The organism is Pseudofrankia saprophytica (assembly GCF_000235425.2).
Taxonomy (GTDB): Bacteria; Actinomycetota; Actinomycetes; order Frankiales; family Frankiaceae; genus Pseudofrankia; species Pseudofrankia saprophytica.
Genome location: NZ_KI912267.1, coordinates 42512 through 67128 on the forward strand (window position 1 = coordinate 42512; position 24617 = coordinate 67128).

The window sequence follows — 24617 nt, forward strand, 5'->3', positions numbered from 1 at the left end:
GGCCGGCTGAGCTCGGCCGACCGTTCAGCTGACCTCGGCGGTGGCCTCGCAGGCGGGGAGCGTCTCCGTGGACGATCCGGCGACGGCGTCGCGGACGAAGCCGACGAGGACGTCCGCCGTGCCGGCGGGGTTCTGGGCCGCGGGCGAGTGCAGCGCGTCGGGAATGACGGCGTAGCGGGCACCGAGGCGGGTCGCCATGTCGGCCTGCATGGCCGGCGGCCAGGCGTCGTCGCCGACGCCGTGGGTGACCAGGAGGGGAATGGCGTGCGCCGCGGCGGCGGCGGCCGCGTCCGCGACCCGGTCGGGCTCGGCGAGCAGCGCCTCCCCCATGGCCAGCATCCCCCGCTCGGAACTGGCGAAGAAGCGCTGGCGCAGGAACTCGGCCTCCGCCGGCGGCCGGACGGTGGTGTCGATGGCGCGCACACCTTCCCAGACCCCGGCGCGCCCAGCCTGTCGATACAGGGCGAACATCGCGTGCAGCGCCAGCCCGCGCGGCCCCACGATCGCCGCCGGGCCGGATCCGAGCAGCACGACGGAGGCGATCGCCGCCGGATGGGCGATCAGCGCGGCCCTGGCCACCAGCCCGCCGAAGGAGTGCCCGACGAGGTGCACCCGCGTACCCAGCTGGGCGGCGGCGAGGGCCACGTCGGCGGCGAGGGCGTCGATGGCGAACTGGCTGTCCGGCTCGTCCGCGTCGGCGACGGACTCGTACTGCCCCCGCAGGTCGACCGCGACGGCCCGCAGACCAGCGGCGGCCAGCAGCGGCAGGACGGGGGCGAAGTCCTCCTTGCTGCCGGTGTAGCCCGGCAGCATGACGACGGTGGGGAGGTCGTCCTGGCCGGCGGCGAGCGCCGCCAGACCGGCCACCGTCGTGCGCCGCGGTGGGCCCGGCTGCGCAGCGGACGCCGTCACGCGGCACCTCCCCGTTCCCACACGCACACGAAGTAGCCGACGCCGTAGGGGGCGTCGGCGTAGAGCGGGTCCGCGGTCCACCCCGCGGCACCGGCGGCGCGCACGGCGCCGGCAAGCACCTGCCAGGAAGCCCGACCGGCGACCAGCAGGTCCGCGGCGAGTCCGGGCTCCAGGCCGAGCAGGGCGGTGAGGTCCACGTCCGCGAGCGCCCGCCCGACGATCTCGTCGTACGGTTGCGCCCGCTCGTCGAGCGACCCCGGGGCCTTCGCCGTCCGCCGCGCGCTCCCGTCACCCATCACCAGCAGGGCGACCCGCTCCCCCGCCGCCGCGGCGGCCGCCACCAGCCCGCCGCCGAGCGCCGCGGCCTCGGCCGGTTCGGCCTTCGGGGACACGCCGAGCCCGCGGCGCGCCGCCTCCCAGCCGGTCTCGGCGAGCAGCCAGGCACCGACCGCCAGCGACAACGGCAGCCGGCGACCGTCCGTGCCCACGTCTGTGCCGGCGTTCACGGACCCCGCGGCGGCCCGCCCGGCGCCGGCCGGCGGCCCGAGGGGGACGCGGAAGTCGACGCCGAAGCCGCGGAAGTCGCCGACCGCGTCCGGACCGTAGGGCCGGGAACCGGTCGCGAGCGCCTCCGGGTCGTCGCCGACGGCGAGGACGACGTCGGGGTTCGCCGCGCGCAGCCGGCGGACGGCGGCGAGCGCCGGTTCCCGCGCGGCCACCGGCTCACCGGCGCCGACCTGGGGTACGAGCAGGGGTGGATGCGGGCAGACCGCCGCGGCGACGAGCGTCACCTGGCCGCCGCGGAGGGTGCGCCCAGGCTGGGCATGCCGAGGCTGACCGACGGGCGGGCCGGCGCCGCGCGGTTGGCCTCCCACAGGTCCCCGGCGCGGGTGCGGCGGGCGGTGAGCAGCGCGCCGTCGGCGACCAGATGGTGCGGGGCGCCGTAGGTCACGACGCTGGTGACGACGTCGCCGGCGCGCAGCCGCGCGAGTTCGGCGAGCACGGCCGCGTCACCCGCCGCCGAACCTGGCAGGCCCGAGCGGGCTCTGGAGTTGGCGTCGGGGCCCAGGTGGACCAGACGGCCGTCGCGGGCCCGGCCGGAGCGACCGCCGGTGGCGTCGTCCTTGCGGCCCTCCCCCTCGGCGATGAGCACCTCGGCGACCCGGCCTACCTGGGCACGGTTCTCCTCCAGGGAGACCACGTCCTGCAGCGCGACGAGCCGGGCATAGCGCTCGGCGACGACCTCCGGCGGGACCTGGTCGTCCATCGTGGCCGCGGGGGTGCCGGGACGCGGCGAGTACTGGAAGGTGAACGCGCTGGAGAAGCGGGCGGCGCGCACCACGTCGAGGGTGTCGGCGAAGTCGGCCTCCGTCTCGCCGGGGAAGCCCACGATGATGTCGGTGGTGATCGCGGCGGCCGGCAGCGCGGCGCGTACCCGCTCGACGATGCCGAGGTAACGGTCACGCCGGTAGGAGCGGCGCATCTGGCGCAGCACCGCGTCCGAACCGGACTGCAGCGGCATGTGCAGCTGCGGGCAGACGTTCGGCGTCTCGGCCATCGCGGCGATCACGTCGTCGGTGAAGTCACGCGGGTGCGGCGAGGTGAACCGGACCCGCTCCAGGCCGTCGATCTGGCCGCAGGCACGCAGCAGGCTGGCGAACGCGGCCGGGTCGCCGAACGAGCGGCCATAGGAGTTGACGTTCTGGCCCAGCAGGGTGATCTCGAGGGCGCCCTCGGCGACGAGAGCCTCGACCTCGGCGAGCACGTCGCCGGGGCGGCGGTCGCGCTCCTTGCCGCGCAGACTGGGCACGATGCAGAAGGTGCAGGTGTTGTCGCAGCCGACGCTGATGCTGACCCAGGCCGAGGCGAGGCTGGCCCGGCGCGCCGGCAGCGAGCTGGGGAAGACCTCCAGCGCCTCGGCGATCTCGACCTGGGCCGAGGCGTTGTGCCGGGCCCGCTCGAGCAGCACCGGCAGGCGGTGCAGGTTGTGGGTGCCGAACACGACGTCGACCCAGGGCGCCTTGCGGGTGATCGTGCCGCGGTCCTTCTGCGCGAGGCAGCCGCCGACGGCGATCTGCATGCCCGGGTTGGCCTTCTTCGTCGGATAAAGCTGACCGAGGTTGCCGTACAGCCGGTTGTCGGCGTTCTCCCGGACGGCGCACGTGTTGAACACCACGAGATCCGGGGTCTCGCCATCCGCCACCGGGACGTACCCGGCCGACTCCAGCAGTCCGGAGATCCGCTCGGAGTCGTGCACGTTCATCTGACACCCGAATGTGCGTACCTGGTACCTACGGTCACTCACCCGACCAGCGTACGGCGATGGTCGGGACGCGCGCGCCAGCGCACTTCCAGACCGTCGGCTTAACGGGCGGTCTCGATGGCGCGGGTCTCGCGGACGACCGTGACCCGGATCTGGCCCGGATAGGTGAGCTCGTCCTCGATCTGGCGGGCCACATCGCGGGCGAGCAGGTGGGCGGCGGAGTCGTCGACCTCCTCGGGGACCACCATGACCCGGACCTCACGGCCGGCCTGCATGGCGAACACCCGCTCGACGCCGGGGCGCTCGCCGGCGATCTGCTCGATGCGCTCCAGTCGGCGGACATAGGACTCGAGGCTGTCCCGGCGCGCGCCGGGCCGTCCGCCCGAGATCGCGTCGGCCGCCTGGGTGAGGACCGCCTCGACGGAGCGGGGCTCGACCTCGTTGTGATGCGCCTCGATGGCGTGGACGACGTCCTCGTGCTCGCCGTAGCGGCGGGCGATCTCGGCGCCGACCAGCGCGTGCGACCCCTCGACCTCGTGGGTGAGCGCCTTGCCGAGGTCGTGCAGCAGCGTGCCGCGTTTGGCGACGGCCAATGGGAGGCGCAGCTCGGCCGCCATCACGCCGGCCAGGTGCGCCGACTCGACGAGATGGGCCAGCACGTTCTGGCCGTAGCTGGTGCGGTAGCGCAGGCGGCCGAGCAGCACGATCAGCTCGGGGTGCATGTCGCCGATGCCGACGTCGAGGACGGCGTCCTCGCCGGCGCGCACGACCCGGGCCTCGACCTCGCGCTGGGCGCGCTCGTACTCCTCCTCGATGCGCTGCGGGTGGATCCGGCCGTCAGCCACCAACGCGGCCAGCGTGATCCGCCCGACCTCGCGGCGCACCGGGTCGAAGCAGCTGAGCAGCACCGCCTCGGGGGTGTCGTCGATGAGGACGTTGACGCCCGTGACCGACTCGAAGGCGCGGATGTTGCGGCCCTCCCGGCCGATGATCCGCCCCTTCATCTCGTCGCCCGGCAGATGCAGCACCGACACCACCGACTCGGCGGTCTGCTCGGCGGCGACCCGCTGTATAGCCAGGGTGACGATGCGCCGCGCCCGATCCTGAGCCTCTTCCTCGGCGCGGGCCTCGATCTCCCGGGCGAGGGTCGCCGCCTCGAGCCTGGACTGCTGCTCGACGACCGCCAGCAGCTCGGTCCGCGCCTCCGCCGAGGTCATCCCGGCGGCCTGTTCGAGGGCGGCCACCCGACGGGCGTCCAGGTCGTCGGCCTCCCTGGCCCGGCGGGCGAGCGCCGCGTCCCGCTCGGTGAGCTCGCGGTCGCGGGACTCGATCCGGCGGGTCTGGTCCTCGAGGGCGGCCCGCCGTTCCTCGACCCGCGCCTCACGCTGGGTGAGGCGACTGTCCCAGTCGCGCAGTTCCTCGCGCCGGCCTCGCAGGTCGGCGAGGGCCTTGTCGCGTTCGGCCTGCGCCTCGCGCCGGGCGGCCTCGGCCCGGTCGCGCTCCGCCTCGGCGAGCCTGCGGGCAAGCGCCTCGGCGTTCTCCCTGGCGGCCGCCTCGGTCTTTTCCCTGGTGGCCGTCTCGGCCTTGGCTGCGGCGTCCGCCTGGGCGGCCAGCAGCGCGGCCGCGGTCTGGGCGTCGGCGCCAGCCGGTGCGTCGGCGGACGCGTGGGGCGTCTCGGCCGGGCGAGCGCCCGCGCGGATCAGCCGCGCGGCGACCACGACGAGGGTGACGACGGCGACCAGTACCACCGCGACGAGGGCCACGAGCACGCCGACCACCGCTGCTCCTCCCGGGAGGGGGAGCCGGGTCCCCGTCCGTTCCGCGCACGGATCTCGACGAGGAAGCTGCTCCCCGGGCCATCCAGCCCACCAGGAAGCCAGCCATAGGCCGGCGAACACGAAGCCGACCCCGCCAGTTCCCGAAGAACGGACCGGAGCGGCGAAGGACCCACCACAGACGGCGGCGTCCACCAGGGCGGATGAAGGCGCGGCCGCACCTTCACTGCACAGCCAGCGCCCACTGAGCGTTGCCGAGCGCCAACCGGGCGCAGACGCATGTCCTCACGCCACAGCCGGGCCCCGACAGCGCCACGGAGCGCCAAGGTTGCCCTCGTGTGTAGTTAGCCAACTATCGCGACCGCGTTGTCCGCGGGAGTCCTCGCACCGTTGCTGAGAGTAGGTCGGCCACTTTTCCCAGGTCAAGAAATACCGGATGTCCGGACCGCCGGCCCTGGCCAGAGGCTGGTCTGCCTTCGCCGGCGCCGAGCCGGCCTTTAGGCCGACCCGGTAGCTCCCACTAGTCGAGGTCGCCGAGGTCGGCGTCGTCCGCGAGGTGATCGTCAGGGGCGCTCGCCGAGCTGACCAGTTCGGTGACGACACGCACGGCGAGCTCCGTCGGGTAGCCCTTGCGGCCGAGCATGGCGACCAGGCGGCGCAGCTGGACCTGCCGGTCCAGCCCGGCCATGGTCCTCAACCGGCGGGTGACGAGCTCGCGGGCGGCGGCTTCCTCTTCCTCGCCGCCGACGTCCGCGAGCGCCGCGGCGGCGACGTCGTCGTCCACACCCCGCCGCCGCAACTCGACCGCGAGCCCCCGCCTCGCCAGCCCGCGGTTCTCCCGGGCCGAGGAGACCACCGCCGTCGCGAACGCGTCGTCGTCGATCAGCCCGACCTCGGTCAGCCGGTCGAGCACCGCCTCCGCGACGTCGTCGGCCACCCCGCGCCGCCGCAAGGTCCCCGCCAGCTCCGCCCGGCTACGCGCCCGAACGGCCAGCTGCCGCAGGCAGATCTCCCGAGCCACCCCCACCGGGTCCCGCCCGGCGTCAGCCTGCCTGTGCGCGGACGGGACCGGCGCCGTCATCCGTTCTCCTCCTAGAGATCAACGGGGACAGGCGCCAGGGCGCCGTCGTCGAGGGTGGGGATGATGCCGAGCTTCTCCTTGATGCGCTTCTCGATCTCGTCGGCGAGGTCGGGGTTGTCACGCAGGAAGTTGCGGGCGTTCTCCTTGCCCTGGCCGAGCTGGTCGCCGTCGTAGGTGTACCAGGCGCCGGACTTCCGGATGATCGCGTGCTCGACGCCCATGTCGATGAGCGAGCCCTCGCGGCTGATGCCACCGCCGTAGACGATGTCGAACTCGGCGGTCCGGAACGGCGGGGCGACCTTGTTCTTGACGACCTTCACCCTGGTACGGTTGCCGACCGCCTCGGCCCCGTCCTTGAGCGTCTCGATCCGGCGGACGTCGAGGCGGACGGAGGCGTAGAACTTCAGCGCCTTGCCACCGGTCGTCGTCTCCGGCGAGCCGAACATGACGCCGATCTTCTCGCGGAGCTGGTTGATGAAGATCGCGGTGGTGTGGGAATTCGACAGCGCACCGGTCATCTTGCGCAGCGCCTGGGACATCAGCCTGGCCTGCAGGCCGACGTGGCTGTCACCCATCTCGCCCTCGATCTCGGCCCGCGGCACCAGCGCGGCCACCGAGTCGATGACGATGATGTCCAGCGCGCCGGAGCGGACCAACAGGTCGGCGATCTCGAGGGCCTGCTCGCCCGTGTCCGGCTGGGAGACCAGCAGATTGTCGGTGTCGACGCCCAGCTTGGACGCGTAGTCCGGGTCGAGCGCGTGCTCGGCGTCGATGAAGGCGGCGATGCCGCCGGCGGCCTGGGCACTGGCGACCGCGTGCAGCGCGACCGTCGTCTTGCCGGACGACTCCGGGCCGTAGATCTCGATGATCCGGCCACGAGGCAGGCCACCGATCCCGAGCGCCACGTCGAGCGCGATCGACCCGGTGGGGATGACCTGGATGGGCATGCGGGTCTCGTCACCGAGGCGCATGACGGAGCCCTTGCCGAACTGCTTGTCGATCTGCGCGAGAGCGTTGTCCAACGCCTTGTCACGGTCGGGTCCTGCCATCGGAGCAACTCCTGGCTGAGGTCGTCGAGTCTTGGTGGCCACGAGGGCGACGTTAGGGGGTCGGTCCGACAGTTTCGAGGGCCGCCTCGCAACTGTGGACAACCGCGCGCATGTGGACAACCTTAGCCGAACACGCGTTCGAGTTCGAACTCGACACGCCGAACCCGCCACGTTTTCCCCGACGGGCCAGCCTCCCCGATGGCGGCGGGCGCGGAGCGTCCCCCGGACCTCGGCGGGACCGCCTCAGTGCTCCCTGGCGGGGACGTCGAACTCCGTGCACACGGCACGCCAGACGGCCTTCGCGTCCTCGCCCCGGGCGAACGCGCCCTCCACGGTGACGCCGCCGAGGCTGGCCAGCACGTGGTCGCGGGCGACTGACTCCGCGTATTCGGCGCCGAACTGCCGGTTCATCCGGGCCCAGAACTCGGTGAGTCGCACCGATCCAGTGTGCCTGCCAGCCCACCCGGTGAACCCTGCGCCCCTGGACCGACAGCCGAAGCCGGCTGAAGCCAGGCGGCGGGGGCCGACGGTGCCGACCGGACAACCGGACAACCGCGCGAGCGCCACGTCCCACTGTCGACACGGGTCGAGGGACCGACGCGGCGCGCCGAGAGCCGCTCGCCCGGTGATCGACCCGGACGTGCCGGTCGCCTGTCCCGCGGCGCATGTCCGGCGCCGTCTCCCCGGGGGCTACCTCTGGGCGGCTGGTGTGACGGACCGCGGAGAAACACGCGTTCCGCGGAACGCGAAGATCATTTTTCTGGCCCGCGGAACCGGCGGCGACGCCGGACAGCGGACACGGAGCACAGCGGCCAGAGGACGACGGACAGCGGACGGTGAACGGCGGGACACGGATGAGCGCGGAGACTCACCTCGCCACCTTCACGAACCTCGCTCCCCCAGGCTGACCTGCGAAAATGTCGTACCCGGACGCGACCATGGCGGCAGCGGCGGGCGCGGGGCCCGCCTCCCCTGTCCCGGCGGTGCCCATGGCCAACACGAAGATCGACATCAACTCCCTCAGCGCCGAGTCGCCCGCTGTCGGTGCGTCCGACTCAGTGGTGGCCGAGGTCGAGACGGTCCCGCTGACGGAGCTGGAACGCGCCATCTGTGCCTGGGCGGCACGAATCGCCGCGGCGACCTGCCAACTGCTGATGATGCTGGCCGCGTTCGACCGGCGGCGAGGCTGGTCGGGGCTCGGAATGGCGACCTGCGCGCAGTGGCTGTCCTGGCGGTGTGGCCTGGGAATCCGGACGGCACAGGAACATATGGCCGTCGCCCGCGCGCTGGAGGAGCTGCCCGCGCTGCGCGCGGCGTTCGCCGAGGGACGGTTGTCCTACTCCAAGGTGCGCGCCGTGGCGCGCGTGGCCGAGGCCGCGACGGAGCAGACCTGGCTGTCGCATGCGCTGCACTGCACCGCGGGCCAGCTTGAGCGGCTCGCGTCGCGCTACCACCAGCTGACGGCGGATCCGGCCGAGCAGCGGGCGGCACGGAAGGTGACCTGGAGCACCCGGGCGGACGGGCTGTTCCGCCTGCAGGCTGTGCTGACGGCGGAGGAGGGCGCCCGGCTGGCCGTCGCGATCGACGCCGCGAGAGCAAGCCTCGACGACACCGCTCCATCCCGGACTGGTGCCGAGGCCGACGCGTCGCCTGCGGACAGACCGATCGTCAACGCCCCGCGCGACCGGAAGGCCGACGCCGACGCGTTGGTGGCGCTGGCTGAGGGCTTCCTTCACCGGCCTGTCCCAGACCTGATGAGCCCGTCCCACACGGTCACCGTGCATGTCGACGCCGAGACTCTGCTGAGCACCGGTCAGCGCGTGGCGGGGGCCCAGAGCCCCGCGAGCGTGCCGGCAGGCCCGACCGGCCGTGCGAGGGATGGGATGGCCCCGACGGGCGAGCCCCCGCGAAGCACCGGCCGGCCACCGAACACGGCGGCGACCGGTTCGGATCCGGTCAGCAGGCTTGCCCGTGGCCTGTTGCGTTGCGATGCGGAGCCCGAGGTCGGCCTGCCCAAGGCGGTGCTGCGCCGGCTCGGCTGCGACGGACTGATGCGAGCGCTGGTCCGGGACACGGCCGGGAACCCGCTCGCGCTCGGGCGGCGGCACCGGGTACCGACCCGCCGGCTACGGGAGGCCGTCCACGCCCGTGACCAGGGCACTTGTCAGTACCCGGGGTGCGGCCACACCCGCTGGCTTCAGACGCATCACCTGCTGGAGTGGCTGGCCGACGAGGGCGACACGGATCTGGAGAACCTGACGCTGGTGTGCAGTCGCCATCACCAGCTGATCCATGACGAGGGGATCACCCTGAGCCGCCGTGACGACGGAACGATCGTCGCGACACTGCCCGACGGCTTCGTCGTGACCCCGGCCCCGTGCCTGGACGTCGGTACCCAGCCCGTCGGCTGCCTCGCCGCGGCGACGCGAGACGTCGCGGCCGACGCGATACAGACCCACGACGGTGGACGTCTCAGCTGGGATGACTCGCTCCTCGTCCTCATGCAACATCATCGCCCTCATGCAACATCGTCGGCCACCCGCTGCTAGGCCGGCTGTGTATGGACCGGCTGCGTAGCCGAACACGGGCATCTGCGTAGCGGACTGGCGCCACAGGCGGCCAGGTCGGACGGAGCGCTGTGTCGGAGGTGGGATGCAGACTGGCTCCATGTCCTTTTCCGACCCCCTCGCCGGGTTCTCGGCGCCGACCAGGGCCTGGTTCTCCGCCGCCTTCCCGGCGCCGACCGCGGCCCAGGCCGGCGCGTGGACGGCGGTGCGGGCGGGCGGCAGCGCGTTGGTGGTGGCGCCGACCGGCTCGGGCAAGACCCTCGCGGCGTTCCTGTGGTCGCTGGACGAAATCGTGCGTGCCGGCCTGCCAGATGCCGCACGCCCGCGCTCCGCGTCATCGCCGGACGCGTCATCGCCGGACGGGTCCTCACGACGGGCAACCGCGTCCGCGTCGCGGGCCTCGCCGCGGGCCTCGTCGCAGACGTCCTCACCGGTTTCCTCCCCGGACCCCACCCGCCGCTGCCGGGTCCTCTACGTCAGCCCGCTCAAGGCGCTGGCGGTGGACGTGGCCCGCAACCTGCGGGCTCCGCTGGCGGGCATCCAGGCCGCGGCGACCCGGCTGGGCGTCACCGTGCCCGAGGTGACGGTCGCGATGCGCACCGGTGACACCCCGGCCACCGAGCGGCGCGCGTTCGGCCGCACCCCGCCGGACATTCTGATCACCACGCCGGAGTCGCTGTTCCTCATTCTGACCAGCCAGGCGCGCGAGTCGCTGCGCGGCGTGGAGACGGTGATCGTGGACGAGGTGCACGCCGTCGCGAGCACGAAGCGCGGCGCCCACCTGGCCCTCAGCCTGGAACGCCTCGATGCCCTGCTGGAGACTCCGGCCCGGCGGATCGGCCTGTCCGCGACGGTGCGCCCGGTGGAGGAGGTCGCCCGTTTCCTCGGTGGCGCCCGCCCGGTGACGGTGGTCCGCCCACCGACCGAGAAGACCCTGCAGGTCGACGTCGTCGTGCCCGTCCAGGACATGGCCGACCCCGGCGCCCCCACCAGCCTCGTCGGCCTGGCCAGCCCCGACGGCCCCGGAGCGCTCGCCGGGCTTGCCGGCCTGGACACCCTCGGTGGCGGCCCGCCCGCCGCCGTGCCGAGCCGGCCGTCGATCTGGCCGGCCGTCGAGGCGCGGGTGCTCGACCTGATCGAGGCGCACACGTCGACGATCGTGTTCGCCAACTCGCGGCGGGTGGCGGAACGGCTGTGCGCCAAGCTGAACGAGCTGCACGCGCAGCGCCTGCTGGCCGCCGAGATGGCCGGGGTGGAACGCCGCTCCGGGATGATCGACCTGGACGACCTCGACGGCCCGTTCCCGGCCGTGCCGGAGGCGACCCGCGTCAGCCCCGCCGAGATGATGGGCCAGCAGACCTCCCAGATCGGCTTCGCCGATCCGGCAGGGACCCCGGGCTCCGCCCAGCCGCTCCCGTTCGCCGAGGTGGCCCGGGCGCACCACGGCAGCGTCAGCCGGGAGCAGCGGCTGCTGATCGAGGAGGACCTCAAGGCCGGCCGGCTGCCCGCCGTCGTCGCGACCTCCAGCCTGGAGCTGGGCATCGACATGGGCGCCGTCGACCTGGTGGTCCAGATCTCCTCGCCGCCGAGCGTCGCCGCCGGGATGCAGCGGGTCGGCCGCGCCGGCCACCAGGTCGGCGCCGCCAGCCGTGGGGTGGTGCTGCCCAGCCACCGCGGCGACCTCCTGGAATGCGCCGTGGTCGCCGAGCGGATGCGCGACGGGGAGATCGAGGAGGCCCACTACCCGCGCAACCCGCTCGACGTCCTTGCCCAGCAGGTGGTCGCGATGACCGCCGTCGACACCTGGCCGGTGGAGGAGCTGGGAGCGCTGGTCCGGCGCGCGGCGCCGTTCGCGACCCTGCCGGCGTCCGCGTTCGAGGCCGTGCTGGACATGCTGGCCGGCCGGTACCCGTCGGACGCGTTCGCCGAGCTGCGCCCGCGGATCGTCTGGGACCGCGCGGCGGGCACGGTGACGGGCCGGCCGGGCGCGCAGCGGCTCGCGGTCACCAGCGGCGGCACCATTCCCGACCGCGGCCTGTTCGGCGTGTTCCTCGTCGGCGAGAAGGCGAGCCGGGTCGGCGAGCTCGACGAGGAGATGGTCTACGAGTCCCGGGTGGGCGACGTGGTGCTGCTCGGATCGTCGAGCTGGCGGGTCGAGGAGATCACCCCGGACCGGGTGCTGGTCACCCCGGCACCGGGCCGGCCGGGCCGGCTGCCGTTCTGGCATGGCGACTCTCCCGGCCGCCCCGCCGAGCTAGGTCGGGCGCTCGGCGGGTTCCTGCGCGAGCTCATGAGGAAGACCCCGGACGAGGCCGACGCACGGCTGCGCGCCGCGGGCCTGGACGAGTGGGCCGCGAGCAACCTGCTCACCTACCTGGAGGAGCAGCGGGCCGCCACCGGCCGGCTCTCGGACGACCGAACGCTGGTCGTCGAGCGGTTCCGCGACGAGCTGGGCGACTGGCGCCTGGCCGTGCACTCCCCGTTCGGCGCCCGGGTCAACGCCCCGTGGGCACTGGCGATCGGCGGCCGGCTGCGCGAGCGCTACGGCGTCGAGGTGCAGATCATGCACACCGACGACGGCATCGTCGCCAGGGTTCCCGACGCCGACGCCCCGCCCAGCGCGGCGGACGCCGTCTTCGACCCGGAGGAGATCGCCGCGGTCGTGCGGGCGGAGGTCGGCGGCAGCGCGCTGTTCGCCAGCCGGTTCCGCGAGTGCGCGGGCCGGGCGCTGCTGCTGCCGCGCCGCTCTCCCGGGAGGCGCACCCCGCTGTGGCAGCAGCGCCAGCGCAGCGCGGCGCTGCTGTCGGTGGCCGCCGAGTTCGAGAGCTTCCCGGTGGTGCTGGAGACGATGCGCGAGTGCCTGCAGGACGTCTTCGACGTCCCGGGGCTGACCGCGCTCATGCGCGACGTCGACGCCCGCCGGCTGCGGGTCGTCGAGGTCGAGACGCAGGAGCCGTCACCGTTCGCCCGGTCGCTGCTGTTCGGCTACGTCGCCACGTTCATCTACGACGGGGACGCCCCGCTGGCCGAGCGGCGCGCGCAGGTGCTGTCGCTGGACAGCCGGATGCTCGCCGAGCTGCTCGGCGAGGCCGACCTGCGGGAGTTGATCGACCCGGACGCGCTCGCCGCCGTCGAGGCGGAGCTCACCCGGCTGGCGCCCGAGCGCCAGGCCCGCGACCTGGAGGGGGCCGCCGACCTGCTGCGGGTGCTCGGCGACCTGACCACTCCCGAGGCGCTCGCCCGGGGCGCGACCGAGGAATGGCTCGACGCGCTCGCCACCACGGGCCGGGCGCTGCGGGTGCGGATCACCGGGGAGGAACGCTGGGTCGCGGTCGAGGACGCCGGGCGGTTGCGCGACGCGCTGGGAGTGCCGCTGCCGATGGGGGTGCCGGCGGCGTTCACCGAGCCGGTCCGCGACCCTCTTGGCGACCTGGTCTCCCGGTACGCCCGCACGCACGGCCCGTTCGACGCCGAGGAGCTGGCCACGCGGTTCGGCCTGGGAATCTCCGTGGCCGTGGCGGCCCTGGAACGCCTGGTGGGCGTCGGCCGGCTGGTCAGGGGTGAGCTGCGGCCGGGGCGGCCGGGGGAACAGTGGTGCGACGCCGAGGTGCTGCGCAGGCTGCGCCGGCGCAGCCTCGCGGCGCTGCGTCGCGAGGTGGAGGCGGTGCCGACGCGGGCGTTCGCGGCCTTCCTGCCCGCCTGGCAGGCGGTGACCAGTGGGCGTTCGCGCGGCGTGGACGGGGTGGCGCGCGCGATCGAGCAGCTGCAGGGAGCGTTGATCCCGGCGAGCGCCTGGGAGCAGCTGGTCCTGCCGGCCCGGGTGTCCGACTACTCCCCCGCGATGCTCGACGAGCTGTGCGCGAGCGGCGAGGTGCTGTGGGCCGGCGCGGGCGGGCTGCCCGGCGACGACGGCTGGCTGACGCTGGTGCTCGCCGACGCCGCCCCATTGCTGCTTCCGCCACTCACGGATCGGGAGGTGGATCGGGAGGTGGACGCGCCGGCGAGTGGTGAGGTGGTGGATCTGGGCGGCTTGGCCGGGGTGGCGAGCCCGCTGCGCCGCGCGGTTCTCGACGCGCTCGCCGACGACCAGGCGCTGTTCTTCCGCACCCTGTCGGACCGGGTCGGCAGCCTGGACGACACGGCGCTCGCGAACGCGATCTGGGACCTCGCCTGGGCGGGTCTGATCACCAACGACACGCTCGCACCGCTGCGCGCCCGCCTCGGCGGCGGCGCGGCCACCACTCACCGATCGGCGCGGCGCCCTGGCCGGCCGAGCCTCCGTTTCGCCTCGGACCCCTATCCGACGGCGGCCACCGGTGTCGACCGGGCATCGGGTCCGGGCCGTCCCGCGGCGCCCCGCCGTTCCGGGCCACCCATGGTCGCGGGACGCTGGTCGCTGCTGCCGGCCCGCGACACCGACCCGACGCGGCGGGCGCACACGCTCGCCGAGACGCTGCTGGACCGGCACGGCATCGTCACCCGGGGCGCGGTCGCCGCCGAGCACGCCCCCGGCGGGTTCGCCGCCGTCTACCGGGTGCTGTCCGCCTTCGAGGACGCCGGCCGAGCTCGCCGCGGCTACTTCGTCGAGGGGCTCGGCGCGGCCCAGTTCGCGATGCCAGGCGCGGTCGACCGGCTTCGCGCGATCGCCGGTGAGCAGCGCGCCGCCGCCGAGGAACCCGACTGGGCGATCGAGCCGGCCGGCCCCGCCGGTCCAGCTGGTCAGGTCGGCCGGATCGGTCAGGTCGGCCTCGGGGGCCCCGGTGGAGCTGTCGACGCCTTCGGCCGGGATCCGGGCCCGGGAGCCGCGCGGGCCGGTGGCGACCGACGCGCGGTGGTGCTGGCGGCCACCGACCCGGCGAACCCGTACGGCGCGGCGCTGCCCTGGCCCTCCCGGCCGGAGGCGGCGGGCGGCGATGGTCCGGGCCACCGTCCCGGCCGCAAGGCGGGGGCACTGGTCGTGCTCGTCGACGGCGACCTGGTGCTCTACGTCGAACGCGGTGGGAAGACGCTGCTGTCCTGGCCGGAGCCCGCGCGGGCGCTGCAGCCGGCGGTGGACGCGCTGGCGCTGGCCGTGCGCGAGGGCTGGCTCGGCCGGCTGGCCGTCGAGCGGGCCGACGGGCAGGCGGTCACCGACAGCGCGCTGGGCGAGGCGCTGCTGCGCGCCGGGTTCCACCCGACGCCCCGGGGCGGCCTGCGGCTGCGCAGCTGACCCGCCTGCCTGGGGCGATTTGCCCCCGGCCGGCCGGAGGGTATGGGGTGTGGGGGTGACGGACACGGCGCTGGACGAGCCACAACGATCGGCGCCGGTGGCCAGGGTGTGGGGGCCGCAACTGCGGGTCCTGACGGGGGGCCTGGTCTCGACGATCACCCTGCTCGCGTTCGAATCGCTCGCCGTCATCACGGTCGCGCCGTTGGTGTCGGCGGACCTGCGCGGCCTGAACCTGTACGGGTGGCTGACCGGGGCGTTCTTCCTGACCACGGTGGTCGGTCTCGTGCTCGCCGGCGCGGCGATGGACCGGGCGGGTCCGGCCCGCCCGTTCGTCGTCGGCCTGCTGCTGTTCGGCGCGGGGCTCGCGGTCGCGGCGGGCGCCATGGACATGCAGACGGTGATCGTCGGCCGAGGGCTGCAGGGGCTGGGGGACGGCGCGATCGCTGCCGTCTGTTTCGGCACGGTGGGACGGACGTACCCGGCCGAGCTGCGGCCGAAGGTGTTCGCCGTGCTGGCGACAGCCTGGGTCGTGCCGAGCCTCGGCGGGCCGGCGGCCGCGGCGTTCCTCGCGGAGCGGGTCGGCTGGAGGTGGGTGTTCGGTGGCCTGATCCCCCTCGTCGTCGTGGCCGGCGCCGTCACGGTCAGGGCGTTGCGGCTGGCCGCCGGCACCGCGCCGCCGCCGGTGGATGAGGGCGCCCTCACCGCCACCGGCGGCGTCAAGGTGGCGGGAGCGGCCGAGTCGCCCGAGACGCCCGAGACGGCGGGGACCCCGGGGGTATGGCCCGCTGTCGAGGCTGGCAGGGGCCCGCTGGTGCGGGCGGTGCGGGTCGCGGCCGGCGCCGGCCTGCTGCTCGCCGGCCTGACCAGCCGCTCGCTCCTCGGCATCCCGCTGGTCGTGGCCGGCCTGCTCGCGGGCATCGGGCCGCTGCGGCGGCTGCTGCCCGCCGGGACGCTGCGGGCCCGCCCGGGGGCGCCGGCGGCCGTGGCGGTGCGCGGGCTGCTCGCGTTCGCGTTCTTCGGCGCCGACACGTTCGTCCCGCTGGCCATCACGTCGGTACGGCACGCCTCCGCCACCGTCGCGGGCCTGGCCGTCTCCACCGTGGCGATCGTCTGGACCGTCGGCTCGTGGACCCAGGCAAGGCTCGCGAGCCGCCGTTCCGGGAGGTTCCTGGTGACCACGGGCCTGGCCACCCTGGTACTCAGCGTGGCGGCCACCGGGACGGCGCTGCTCATCACCGGGGTGCCACTGGCCGTCGGGATCGCCTGCTGGGGTGTGGCCGGCTTCGGGATCGGCATCGCCTATTCGCCGATCATGAACGTCGCGCTCAACGAGGCGCCGCCGGACCGCCAGGGCATGGCGAGCAGCGCGGTCTCGCTCTCCGACAACCTCGGGGTCGCCTTCGGCGCCGGCCTGGGCGGCGTCGCGGTCGCCGCCGGCAGCGCGACGAACCGCACCGCCGCCGACGCGACGACCGGCGTGGTCGCCACCGCCGGGCAGACTGCCTCCGCCGGGCACTCCGCCTCCGCCACGGGCCTCGCGGCCGCCTTCGCGCTCGCGACCGCGGCCGGCCTGGTCGGCCTGGTCGCCGCCCGCCGGCTGCCCACGACGGCCCTCGCCCAGGCGCCCGCGGTCAGCCCACCCGACGGGCTGGCCGGCTAACGATCGGTGGGGCCGAGATCCGAGCTGGCGGAGCCACCGCCGGCCACGGTCCCGCCGCTCGCCGCGGGCAGGCCGCGGGCGACCGCGCCGACGTCGCGCAGGCCGGCCGCGTAGCCGCGCAGGTTCTCCGTCTGCTCCGCCAACGCATCGAGGTCGACGGGCGCCACGCCCAGCGCGGCACCGCCGGCCGGCGTCCCCACCGGTGTCGAGCCACCGAGGTCGATGCCGCCGGAGGAGGCGTAGACGCCGGCGCCGACGACCTCGGCCACGGCGGCGACCAGGTCGTCGAGGGCCCGTACCGCCGCCTTCATCTCCTCGGCAAGGGCCTGGATGGTGCCGGCCAGCTGGGCGCGCGCGGACCGGTCGGTCAGCGCCCGCACCGCCGCCTCGCAGGCCACGATCCGGTTCGCCCGCAGCCGCAGCCCGTCGACCACCTCGGCGGCCGACGCCATCGCCGAGCGGATCACGTCGGCCGTCGGGCCGGGTGGCACCGGTCTAGCCAGCGCGAGAAAGGCGCTGATCGCCTCCTCGCCGCGGCGCAGTGGCGCCGCCGCCGCCGAGCCGGTCAGCTCCCGCACTCCCGGCGCGGCCGCCACCGGCAGCGGCGGCCCCGGCGTCTGCCGGTCGGCCCGGGCCGCCTGCAGTGCCCACAGCCCGCTGTTGACCAGCGAGCCGGCTCCCGTGAGGAGCCACATCCACCATTCGTGGCCGCCGAGCGCGGCACCGGCCGGAGTGATGACCGCGGCCAGCGCGGCCCATCCGCCGGCCGTCCACCGGGCGTGCCGGGCATAGCGGGTGGCCGCCCGTGCCTCCCGCTGGGCGCCTCGCCGTTCGAGATCGGCCGCCACGGCATCCGGCATCCTGGGCTGGACCTTCCGCCGCCAGTCCCAGCCCTCCGCGCGGACCCACGGCCGCCGGCCGCCGGTGTGCGGTTCCCGAGCGTCCGGGCCACGCGGCGGCCCCTGCGGGGGCTGCCAGGGCGGCGGGCCCCAGTGGGGCGGGGGCGGCGGCCAGGGCGGGCGCGGTCCGGGAGTGGGCGGTCCGGGCGGCGCCTGCCCGGGGCGCCAACCCGGCCGGGAACCGCTTGGAGGCCCCTGCTGGCGCCTCGGGCCGCCGCCGGTGCCAGGCCAGGTCACGGTCGCCGTCCCGGGGGCAGGTGTCTGGTCACTGACCCGACGCCGCCGGACCCGTGGTGTCCGCCCCGTGGCCCTCGCGCGCGCCCGGGGTCGGCGGCTGGCCCTTGCCGAGGGCGACACGGTCCTCGCCGGCCGCCACCTGGCCCGTGCCCGCCTGCTGGCTGGCGCCGCCGGCGGTACCCGGCCCGGCGGCCAGGCCCGCGCGCAGCTCGGCCAGCCGGTTGCTCGCCTTCGCGTCGATGGTCGCCCGGCGGACCTCCAGCATGCGCGCCTCGACCCCGGAGGAGGCCAGCTCGTGGCGACCCATGGCGACGGAGTAGCGCTTCTCGACCTTCTCGCGGACCTCCGCGAGCGTTGGCGTGTCGCCGGCCGGGGCGAGGTCCGACATCGACTCCATCGCCTTGCTCATCTGCTCGCGCATCGCGGCGTGCTCGATCTGCGTCAGCAGGCGAGCACGCTCGGCGAGCTGCTGGCGCAGCCGCTCGGTGTTGTCGTCGACGGCGCGCCTGGCGAGCTCGGAGGACTCGGCCGCCTGCTGGTGCAGGGTGCGCATCTCGTCCAGCGAGGACTCCGCCGCGACCAGCTCGCTGGCGAACGCCTGCGCCGTCTGTTCGTACTTGCCGGCGCCGGCGGCGTCCCCACCGGCGCGGGCGTTGTCGGCGAAGGCGAGCGCGGAGCGCGCCGACTCCGTGAGCATGGTGACGTTCTCGATCTGACGGGCCATCCGCATCTCCAGCTGGCGCTGGTTGCCCAGCACCAGGGCGGCCTGCTGGCGCAGGGCCTCGTGCTGACGGCGGCCCTCCGCGATCGCCTGGTCGATCTGCACCCGCGGATCGGCCTTCTCGTCGAACTTCCGGTTCGCCGACGCGGACAGATAGCGCAACGCCCGCCGGACGACATTCGCCATAGTCCGATCGTCGCACGTCCCCGGCCCGTGCAGACAGCCCTGCGCCAACGTCACCAATCGACGTCATATGTCCAGTTCCGGACACCGCTGGCCACGGTCCACGCCTTATGCGCGCTTACCACCGATTCCGCTCATAGCTGAGCGCCTGACCTGGTGTGGATCGGGAGTGGGCCACGAAATCGACAGGGGTGCGGGCGCCGGGTCAATCCGGCGCGCGAGGCACCGGAGCCCGGTATCGAAACGCTTTACAATGCGTTACATCGCGGTTTCGCGACACACCATCCGGTTTGTCGCGCCCGGTCGACGCTGTCAGGCCGCGCGGTCGACCATGGGGGCCGGAGGACGGGCGGAGACGACCATCGGAGCGCCGACCCTCGGCGTGTCGGTGGCGAGCTCGGCGAGCTCGACGTCGTCGCTCACCTCGCGCAGCAGATCCGCCAGCCGGACCCCGAGCGCGTCGCAGATCGACGCGAGCAGCTCGGAGCTGGCCTCCTTCTGCCCACGCTCGACCTCGGACAGGTAGCCCAGCGACACCCGGGCCGCGGACGACACCTCCCGGAGCGTCCGGTGCTGATCCTGACGGCGACGGCGGAGCGCCTCACCGATCATGCGTCGGAGCAGGACCATCGCGCCTCCTCCTTCGTGCACGGTCTGGGTTTCACCGTATACCTACTGGGGTGGTCACCGACTGGCCGTTGACGGGACCGTAGCTCTGTAACCACCGCGCGTCTGGCAAACAATCCCAGGAGTGCCCCGGAACGCGCCCTGGAAGCGCATCCACCTGCTTCAACGGTCGACATCCGCCATCGGAGCCCTTGGTACCCCCACTAGTGGGGGCGGCGCGGGCCTCGTACAACGACCCGCTTGATGCGCGATCACCTGGGACAAACATGATCGCACCTCCTAGCCCACTAGCTGGCGGAGATCTCCACACTTCCCGACGGTCCGGCACCGACCGCCGGCAGTCCCGAGAGCGTACGCCGTAACACGTCGAGCGCCTGCACGACCGCGAAGGTCTGGATAAGCGGTCGGTCTCCGGGCAGCCGCAGCGACCGGGTCACGGTGCCGTCCGGGCCGGCGAGCCCCAGGTGCAGGGTGCCCACCGGCTTGCCCTCCTGCTCCTCGGGCCCGGCCACACCGGTGGTCGCGAGCCCCCAGGTGGCGCCGAACAGGTCGCGCACGCCGGCCGCCATCGCGGCGGCGGTGCGCGCCGACACGGCGCCGTCCGTGGCGAGAACCGCCTCGTCGACGCCGAGCACGGAGGCCTTCGCGTCGGTCGCGTACGCGACGACGCCACCGCGGAAGTAGGCCGACGCGCCGGGAGTCGCGGTGAAGGCCGCCGCCAGCCGGCCGCCGGTGAGTGACTCGGCCACGGCGACGGTGCCCTGGCATGCCGCCAGGTGGGCACCGATGACGCCGGCCAGCGTGTCGTCATCGGTGCCGTAGACCGCCGGGCCCAGCGCCGCGCGCGCCGCCGCCTCGACCGGTTCGATCAGGCGCCCGGCCTCGGCGCGGTCGGCGGCCGCCGCAGTGATCCGTACTCGGGTCTGGCCCTCGCTCGCGAGGAACGCGATCGCCGGGTTGCCCACGCCGCGCAGGCGCTCGACCTCGATCGACAGCGCCTCGGCGACGGCCGACTCCCAGACGCCGGCCGTGCGCAGCACCCGATGTACGACGACGGATGGCTGCCCGGCCCGGCGCGACAGGTCCGGCAGCACGCTGCCGGTGAACATCGCGTACATCTCGCGCGGCACGCCGGGCATCGCGTACAGCACGGCGCGGCCGATCTCGATCCGGATGCCGGGCGCGGTGCCCGGGCCGTTCGGCAGCGGCTCGGCGCCTTCGGGCAGGTCGGCCTGCCGGTAGTTCATCTCCGGTACGTCGCGGCGAAGCTCGGTGAACCGGCGCCGCAGCTGCGCCTCGAGGAACTCGTCGCGGCGCAGCGCCACCCCGGCGGCCGCGGCGATCCCCTCGCGGGTGAGGTCGTCCTGGGTCGGGCCGAGGCCGCCGGTCACGATCACCACGTCGCAGCGCCCGGCGGCGGTCCGCAGCGCCTCCTCGATCCGGTCGATGTCGTCGCCGACCACCACCGACGTGGCGACTCGGACACCGACGGCGGCGAGCTCGCGGCCGAGCCAGGCGGCGTTGCCGTTGAGGATGTCGCCGTAGAGCAGCTCGTCGCCGACCGCGACGATCTCAGCCAGCATCGACGTCCCGTCCCCTGCCACCGGCGACCTCCCTCGGATCCTCGTCGGGCGTTCTCGGCGAGGCTGAGGCACGCCGCAGCGCCAGCGCCCGGGCGACGTAGTCGACGCCGGTGGCGACCGCGACGACCACGCCCGCCGCGAGCACCGCCTTGCTGACCCACGCGGCCGGACCGGTCAGCGGCAGCACGGCCAGCCCGAGCGAGATGTTGAGCAGCAACGTCTTGAGCTTGCCACCCCGGCTCGCCGCGATCACGCCGTGCCGGATCACCCACAGCCGAAGCAGGGTGACGCCCAGCTCCCGGACGACGATGACCACCGTCACGGCCCAGGGAATCTCGCCGAGGATCGACAGCGACACCAGCGCCGCGCCGGTCAGCGCCTTGTCCGCCACCGGGTCGACGAACGCGCCGAACTCGGTGACCAGACCGTGCCGGCGGGCGACGGCACCGTCGATCTGGTCCGTGACCGCGGCGACGGCGTAGGCCGCGAAGGCGGCGATCCGCCAGCCGTCCTCGTGCGGACCGACGAACAGGAACACGACGAACACCGGCACCAGGACCAGCCGCATGATCGTCAGGATGTTGGCGATGTTGAGCAGCCTCGGCGCCGCTCCAGCGGGAGCCGGGGGCTGGACGCCGTCAGCCGGCGAGACGACGCCATCCGAGGCGCCGAGGCCATCCGGGGTGCCGACGTGCGTCGCCGCGTCCGCGTCCGCGAGCGCGGGTCCGTCGGCCTGGGCGGGCACGCCGGACGCGACCGTTCGGCCAGCCTCGCCGGGCAGGCCCGCCATCGTCACGGACGAGCCCCGACGGCGACCCGGGCCGCGGGACCACCGGCCGCTGGCGCGCCTGCCCGGTCCAGCACGGCGACGAAGTCGGCGACCAGGTCGACGCCTTCGGTGGCGACCACGCGCGCGAGCACCAGATCACCGACGACGACGGACGCGCCGGAATCGCCAGACCGTCCGGGCGTGTCGGTCACCGCGGGAAGCCGGACGACGCAGGCGCCGTCGACCTCGGGCTGCTGGTGGGCGGCACAGCCGTGGGCCGTACGGCCCGACGGGCCGCCGGCCGCGTCCGGCCCGGCCTCGGGCACGCCGGCCTCCGCGAAGCCGTCGTCGGAGATCTCCTCGACGAGCACCTCCACGGTCTCGCCGACCCGCCGCTCGGCGCGCGCCGCGGTCAGCTGCTCGACCAGGTCGGCGATGCGGGCACGCCGGCGCTCGATGGCCCGCGGGGCGATCTTGCCGGGCAACCCGACGGCCTCGGTGCCTTCCTCGTCCGAGTAGCCGAACACGCCGACCGCGTCGAGATCGGCCTGTTCTAGGAAGTCGGCCAGGATGTCGAGGTCCTCGGCCGTCTCGCCAGGAAAACCGACGATCACGTTGGAACGGGCGCCGAGCTCGGGCGCGAACGCCCGGCCCCGGCGCAGCAGGTCGAGGAAGTCGGCCGACCCACCGAACCGGCGCATCCGGCGCAGCACCGTCGGGCTCGCGTGCTGGAACGAGAGGTCCAGGTACGGCGCGACCCCTGGAGTGGTCAGCAGCACCTCGAGGAGGGATGGGCGCGTCTCCGCCGGCTGCAGGTACACCGTGCGGACGCGGACGATGCCGGGGGTCGCGGCGAGCTGGGGCAGCAGCTTCTCCAGGGCGCGCAGGTCGCCGAGGTCCTTGCCGTAGGAGGTGGAGTTCTCGCTGACGAGCACCAGCTCTCGGGCGCCCTGGGCGGCGAGCCACTCCGCCTCGGCGAGGATGTCCCCCGGCGCGCGGGAGACGTGCGAGCCGCGGAAGGACGGGATCGCGCAGAAGCTGCACCGTCGGTCGCAGCCGCTGGAGATCTTCAACGCCGCCACCGGGCCGCGTTCCAGTCGCCGCCGGACCACCACCGGCTTCGCCGGGGCAGCCGGGACGACCGCCGCCGAGGCACCCAGTGCGGCCGGGGCCGCGAGGGCCGCTGGAGCCCCCGAGGCCGTCGGAGCCGCCGGCGCGACGGTGGCGTGCCCCGGCACCACGACGTCGGCGGCGGCGGCGGCGCGGCCCCGCTCGACGGGCGTGATCGGCAGCAGGGTGCGCCGGTCGCGCGGGGTGTGGGCGGCCGGGCGCTCGCCGTCGAGCACGGCGCCCAGCCGCGCCGCGATGTCCGGATAGGCGTCGAAGCCGAGCACGGCGTCGGCCTCGGGCAGGCTCTGGGCGAGTTCGGCGCCGTAGCGCTCGGCGAGGCAGCCGACCGCGACCACGGCCTTCGGGCCCGGACCGGCGGCGTCGGGCGCGGTGCGCAGGCCGTCGGCGGCGAGCAGGGCGTCGATCGAGTCCTTCTTGGCGACGTCGACGAAGCCGCAGGTGTTCACGAGCACCGCGTCGGCCTCGGCGGCGTCGTCGACCAGCTGCCAGCCGCCGTCGGCGAGCCTGGCCGCGAGTTCCTCGGAGTCCACCTCGTTGCGCGAACAACCCAGAGTGACGAGCGCGACACGACGACCCTGACCAGCGGACACCACGTCAGGCTACCGGGCTACGGCTCGCGGGCGCGTCGCGCCGGCCGCCGGGCCACGAAGTGAGTGCTCCCGCCGGATACGGACGTGGTCCTGGGCACCCCGGGCTCCCCGGGCATCTCAGTTGCTCCGCCCCGCCGCGGGAGCGGCGCCGTCGACCGTGCAGTCACCCGAGCCGCCGAGCGCCACCAGCACCGTCACGACCTGCCCAGGCGCGCCCATCGTGCCCAGCTTGTGGCCGTTGCAGGACAGGTCCATCGCGCCCGCGTTGCCCATCTTGACCCGCAGCGCCTTGGCCGTGAGCGTCCTGGTGTCGCCCTTGGCCAGGATCTGGCGCAGCACGACGTGGTTGCTGTCGTCGCTGACCTCCAGCCAGCTCTGCGCGCTCACCGCCTCGAGCCGCAGGTTCACCTCGGTCGGCGGGGCCGTCGACGGTGGGGCGGCGCCAGGCGCCGCGCCCGGCGAGGCGGCCGCCGACGGGCTGGGCGCCCCGGTCACGGCCGTGGGCGTCGGCCCGTCATGCCGCGACGAGCCCGGAATCAGGAAGGCGACCAGGGCCAGCAGGCAGAGCACCGCGGCGGAGACGACCATGGCGGTGCCCCAGTGTCGGCCACCACGACGTCCCTCGCCGTGGCGAAGTGGGTCGAACGAACTGGCCGACGACGGCGACGACGGCGACGGGATCCGCTCGTGATCGGCGTCGTAGGCGGCGACCAGGGGCTCCGGGTCGATCCCGAGTGTGCGGGCGATGCCGCGGATGTGACCGCGGGCGTAGACGGAGCCACCGACGCCGGAGAAGTCGTCCTGCTCCATCTGGCGGATCAGCGTCGCCCTGATCCGAGTGCGGGCACTGACCTCGTCGATCGACATCCCGGTGGCCGATCGGGCTCTGGCCAGCCGGGCACCGATGGTCGCGCCGTCGTCGGCGGCCTCCGGGGAGGCGACGCCGGCCGCCTCGTCGCTCTGGACATCCTCGTCCTCGGATGCCGCGTCCTCGGATGCCGCCAGGACCGGTTCCTCCGGGCGGACCTCCTCGGCCGCGGACGTCCCAGCCGACCCGTCGGCGGACCTGCCTGCAGGCCGGCCGTGCCCGTTCGGCGGGGACCCCGGGCCCTGCCGATCAGGCGGGGACCCCGGGTTGGGCCGATCCAGCAGGGATCCGGCCAGCGATCCAGCGGGCACCTCAGGCCTCGTCGGCCTCACGGGAGCCTCGGGCTCCGCCGGCTCGGCGGGAACCGCGCCGGCCGGGGGCGCCACCTGGGCTACCCGGCCAGTGCTCTCGACGGGGTCGGCGCTGAGGTCCCGATGCTGGTCGCGCGGTCCGTCGAAAGCCACCACGGGCGAACCTCCGCACGCATCCGACG

The 24617-nt window shown here is 74.6% G+C and carries 17 protein-coding genes; 3 read left to right on the forward strand and 14 right to left on the reverse strand.

From position 1 onward, the window contains the following. Positions 1–24: 24 nt before the first annotated feature. From FRCN3DRAFT_RS0234745 to FRCN3DRAFT_RS0234775, 7 genes are all read right to left on the reverse strand, one after another. The gene (locus FRCN3DRAFT_RS0234745; RefSeq protein WP_007513385.1) at positions 25–912 is read right to left on the reverse strand and encodes an alpha/beta fold hydrolase; all 888 of its coding nucleotides are present in this window, start codon (positions 910–912) and stop codon (positions 25–27) included. Beyond that, the gene (locus FRCN3DRAFT_RS0234750; RefSeq protein ID WP_007513387.1) at positions 909–1703 is read right to left on the reverse strand and encodes a class III extradiol dioxygenase subunit B-like domain-containing protein; all 795 of its coding nucleotides are present in this window, start codon (positions 1701–1703) and stop codon (positions 909–911) included. Before FRCN3DRAFT_RS0234750 ends, FRCN3DRAFT_RS0234745 begins: the two co-directional genes overlap by 4 nt. Next, positions 1700–3175 (reverse strand): tRNA (N6-isopentenyl adenosine(37)-C2)-methylthiotransferase MiaB, encoded by a 1476-nt coding sequence (miaB, locus tag FRCN3DRAFT_RS0234755; protein WP_007513390.1) that lies wholly within the window; start codon positions 3173–3175, stop codon positions 1700–1702. Before miaB ends, FRCN3DRAFT_RS0234750 begins: the two co-directional genes overlap by 4 nt. A 101-nt stretch (positions 3176–3276) precedes the next feature. Beyond that, positions 3277–4953 (reverse strand): ribonuclease Y, encoded by a 1677-nt coding sequence (gene rny / locus FRCN3DRAFT_RS0234760; RefSeq protein ID WP_007513392.1) that lies wholly within the window; start codon positions 4951–4953, stop codon positions 3277–3279. Positions 4954–5470: 517 nt separating this feature from the next. Beyond that, a complete protein-coding gene (gene recX / locus FRCN3DRAFT_RS0234765) occupies positions 5471–6031 on the reverse strand; it encodes a recombination regulator RecX (protein WP_007513394.1) in 561 nt (186 codons plus the stop codon). Between the two features lie 11 nt (positions 6032–6042). Continuing rightward, entirely contained in the window at positions 6043–7080 is a 1038-nt protein-coding gene (recA, locus tag FRCN3DRAFT_RS0234770; protein ID WP_007513396.1) for a recombinase RecA, read from the reverse strand. 243 nt (positions 7081–7323) lie between these two features. Beyond that, on the reverse strand, positions 7324–7518 hold the full coding sequence (locus tag FRCN3DRAFT_RS0234775) for a DUF3046 domain-containing protein (protein WP_007513398.1): 195 nt from the start codon (positions 7516–7518) through the stop codon (positions 7324–7326). A gap of 551 nt (positions 7519–8069) precedes the next feature. Here FRCN3DRAFT_RS0234775 and FRCN3DRAFT_RS0234780 point away from each other — a divergent pair. The 3 genes from FRCN3DRAFT_RS0234780 (at position 8070) to FRCN3DRAFT_RS0234790 (ending at position 16516) form a co-directional block, all read left to right on the forward strand. Then, positions 8070–9629, forward strand: a complete 1560-nt coding sequence (locus FRCN3DRAFT_RS0234780) for an HNH endonuclease (RefSeq protein ID WP_106410576.1) — start codon at positions 8070–8072, stop codon at positions 9627–9629. Between the two features lie 118 nt (positions 9630–9747). Beyond that, the gene (locus FRCN3DRAFT_RS0234785) at positions 9748–14856 is read left to right on the forward strand and encodes an Lhr family helicase (protein ID WP_051467544.1); all 5109 of its coding nucleotides are present in this window, start codon (positions 9748–9750) and stop codon (positions 14854–14856) included. 55 nt (positions 14857–14911) lie between these two features. Next, on the forward strand, positions 14912–16516 hold the full coding sequence (locus tag FRCN3DRAFT_RS0234790; protein WP_035931304.1) for an MFS transporter: 1605 nt from the start codon (positions 14912–14914) through the stop codon (positions 16514–16516). Here the strand turns inward: FRCN3DRAFT_RS0234790 and pspM are convergent. The 7 genes from pspM to FRCN3DRAFT_RS56785 all read right to left on the reverse strand — a co-directional run bounded on the left by pspM (position 16513) and on the right by FRCN3DRAFT_RS56785 (position 24588). Further along, positions 16513–17376 carry a phage shock envelope stress response protein PspM gene (gene pspM / locus FRCN3DRAFT_RS47670; RefSeq protein WP_007513405.1) on the reverse strand — a complete coding sequence of 288 codons (864 nt, stop codon included), beginning with the start codon at positions 17374–17376 and terminating at the stop codon, positions 16513–16515. The genes FRCN3DRAFT_RS0234790 and pspM overlap by 4 nt on opposite strands. A gap of 304 nt (positions 17377–17680) precedes the next feature. Next, positions 17681–18559: a PspA/IM30 family protein gene (locus tag FRCN3DRAFT_RS0234800; RefSeq protein ID WP_007513407.1), complete on the reverse strand. Its 879-nt coding sequence runs from the start codon at positions 18557–18559 to the stop codon at positions 17681–17683. A 309-nt stretch (positions 18560–18868) separates the two neighbouring features. After that, positions 18869–19186: a helix-turn-helix domain-containing protein gene (locus FRCN3DRAFT_RS0234805; protein ID WP_007513408.1), complete on the reverse strand. Its 318-nt coding sequence runs from the start codon at positions 19184–19186 to the stop codon at positions 18869–18871. Between the two features lie 284 nt (positions 19187–19470). After that, positions 19471–20766, reverse strand: coding sequence for a competence/damage-inducible protein A (locus FRCN3DRAFT_RS0234810; protein ID WP_035931073.1), 1296 nt, complete (start codon positions 20764–20766; stop codon positions 19471–19473). After that, on the reverse strand, positions 20756–21562 hold the full coding sequence (locus tag FRCN3DRAFT_RS47675; RefSeq protein ID WP_007513412.1) for a CDP-alcohol phosphatidyltransferase family protein: 807 nt from the start codon (positions 21560–21562) through the stop codon (positions 20756–20758). The genes FRCN3DRAFT_RS0234810 and FRCN3DRAFT_RS47675 overlap by 11 nt, the downstream gene beginning before the upstream one ends. Further along, complete coding sequence (locus FRCN3DRAFT_RS0234820; RefSeq protein WP_027141223.1) at positions 21559–23256, reverse strand: MiaB/RimO family radical SAM methylthiotransferase; 1698 nt, start codon at positions 23254–23256, stop codon at positions 21559–21561. Before FRCN3DRAFT_RS0234820 ends, FRCN3DRAFT_RS47675 begins: the two co-directional genes overlap by 4 nt. Before the next feature lie 117 nt (positions 23257–23373). Continuing rightward, a complete protein-coding gene (locus FRCN3DRAFT_RS56785; protein ID WP_232794345.1) occupies positions 23374–24588 on the reverse strand; it encodes a helix-turn-helix domain-containing protein in 1215 nt (404 codons plus the stop codon). Positions 24589–24617: the final 29 nt, after the last annotated feature.

Excerpts from the sequence above, each read along its gene's own strand:
- miaB (WP_007513390.1), bottom strand. The coding sequence starts at position 3,175 with ATGAACGTGCACGACTCCGAGCGGATCTCCGGACTGCTGGAGTCGGCC.
- recX (WP_007513394.1), bottom strand. The coding sequence starts at position 6,031 with ATGACGGCGCCGGTCCCGTCCGCGCACAGGCAGGCTGACGCCGGGCGG.
- recA (WP_007513396.1), bottom strand. The coding sequence starts at position 7,080 with ATGGCAGGACCCGACCGTGACAAGGCGTTGGACAACGCTCTCGCGCAG.
- FRCN3DRAFT_RS0234780 (WP_106410576.1), top strand. The coding sequence starts at position 8,070 with ATGGCCAACACGAAGATCGACATCAACTCCCTCAGCGCCGAGTCGCCC.
- FRCN3DRAFT_RS0234785 (WP_051467544.1), top strand. The coding sequence starts at position 9,748 with ATGTCCTTTTCCGACCCCCTCGCCGGGTTCTCGGCGCCGACCAGGGCC.
- pspM (WP_007513405.1), bottom strand. The coding sequence starts at position 17,376 with ATGCCGGATGCCGTGGCGGCCGATCTCGAACGGCGAGGCGCCCAGCGG.
- FRCN3DRAFT_RS0234800 (WP_007513407.1), bottom strand. The coding sequence starts at position 18,559 with ATGGCGAATGTCGTCCGGCGGGCGTTGCGCTATCTGTCCGCGTCGGCG.
- FRCN3DRAFT_RS0234805 (WP_007513408.1), bottom strand. The coding sequence starts at position 19,186 with ATGGTCCTGCTCCGACGCATGATCGGTGAGGCGCTCCGCCGTCGCCGT.
- FRCN3DRAFT_RS0234810 (WP_035931073.1), bottom strand. The coding sequence starts at position 20,766 with ATGCTGGCTGAGATCGTCGCGGTCGGCGACGAGCTGCTCTACGGCGAC.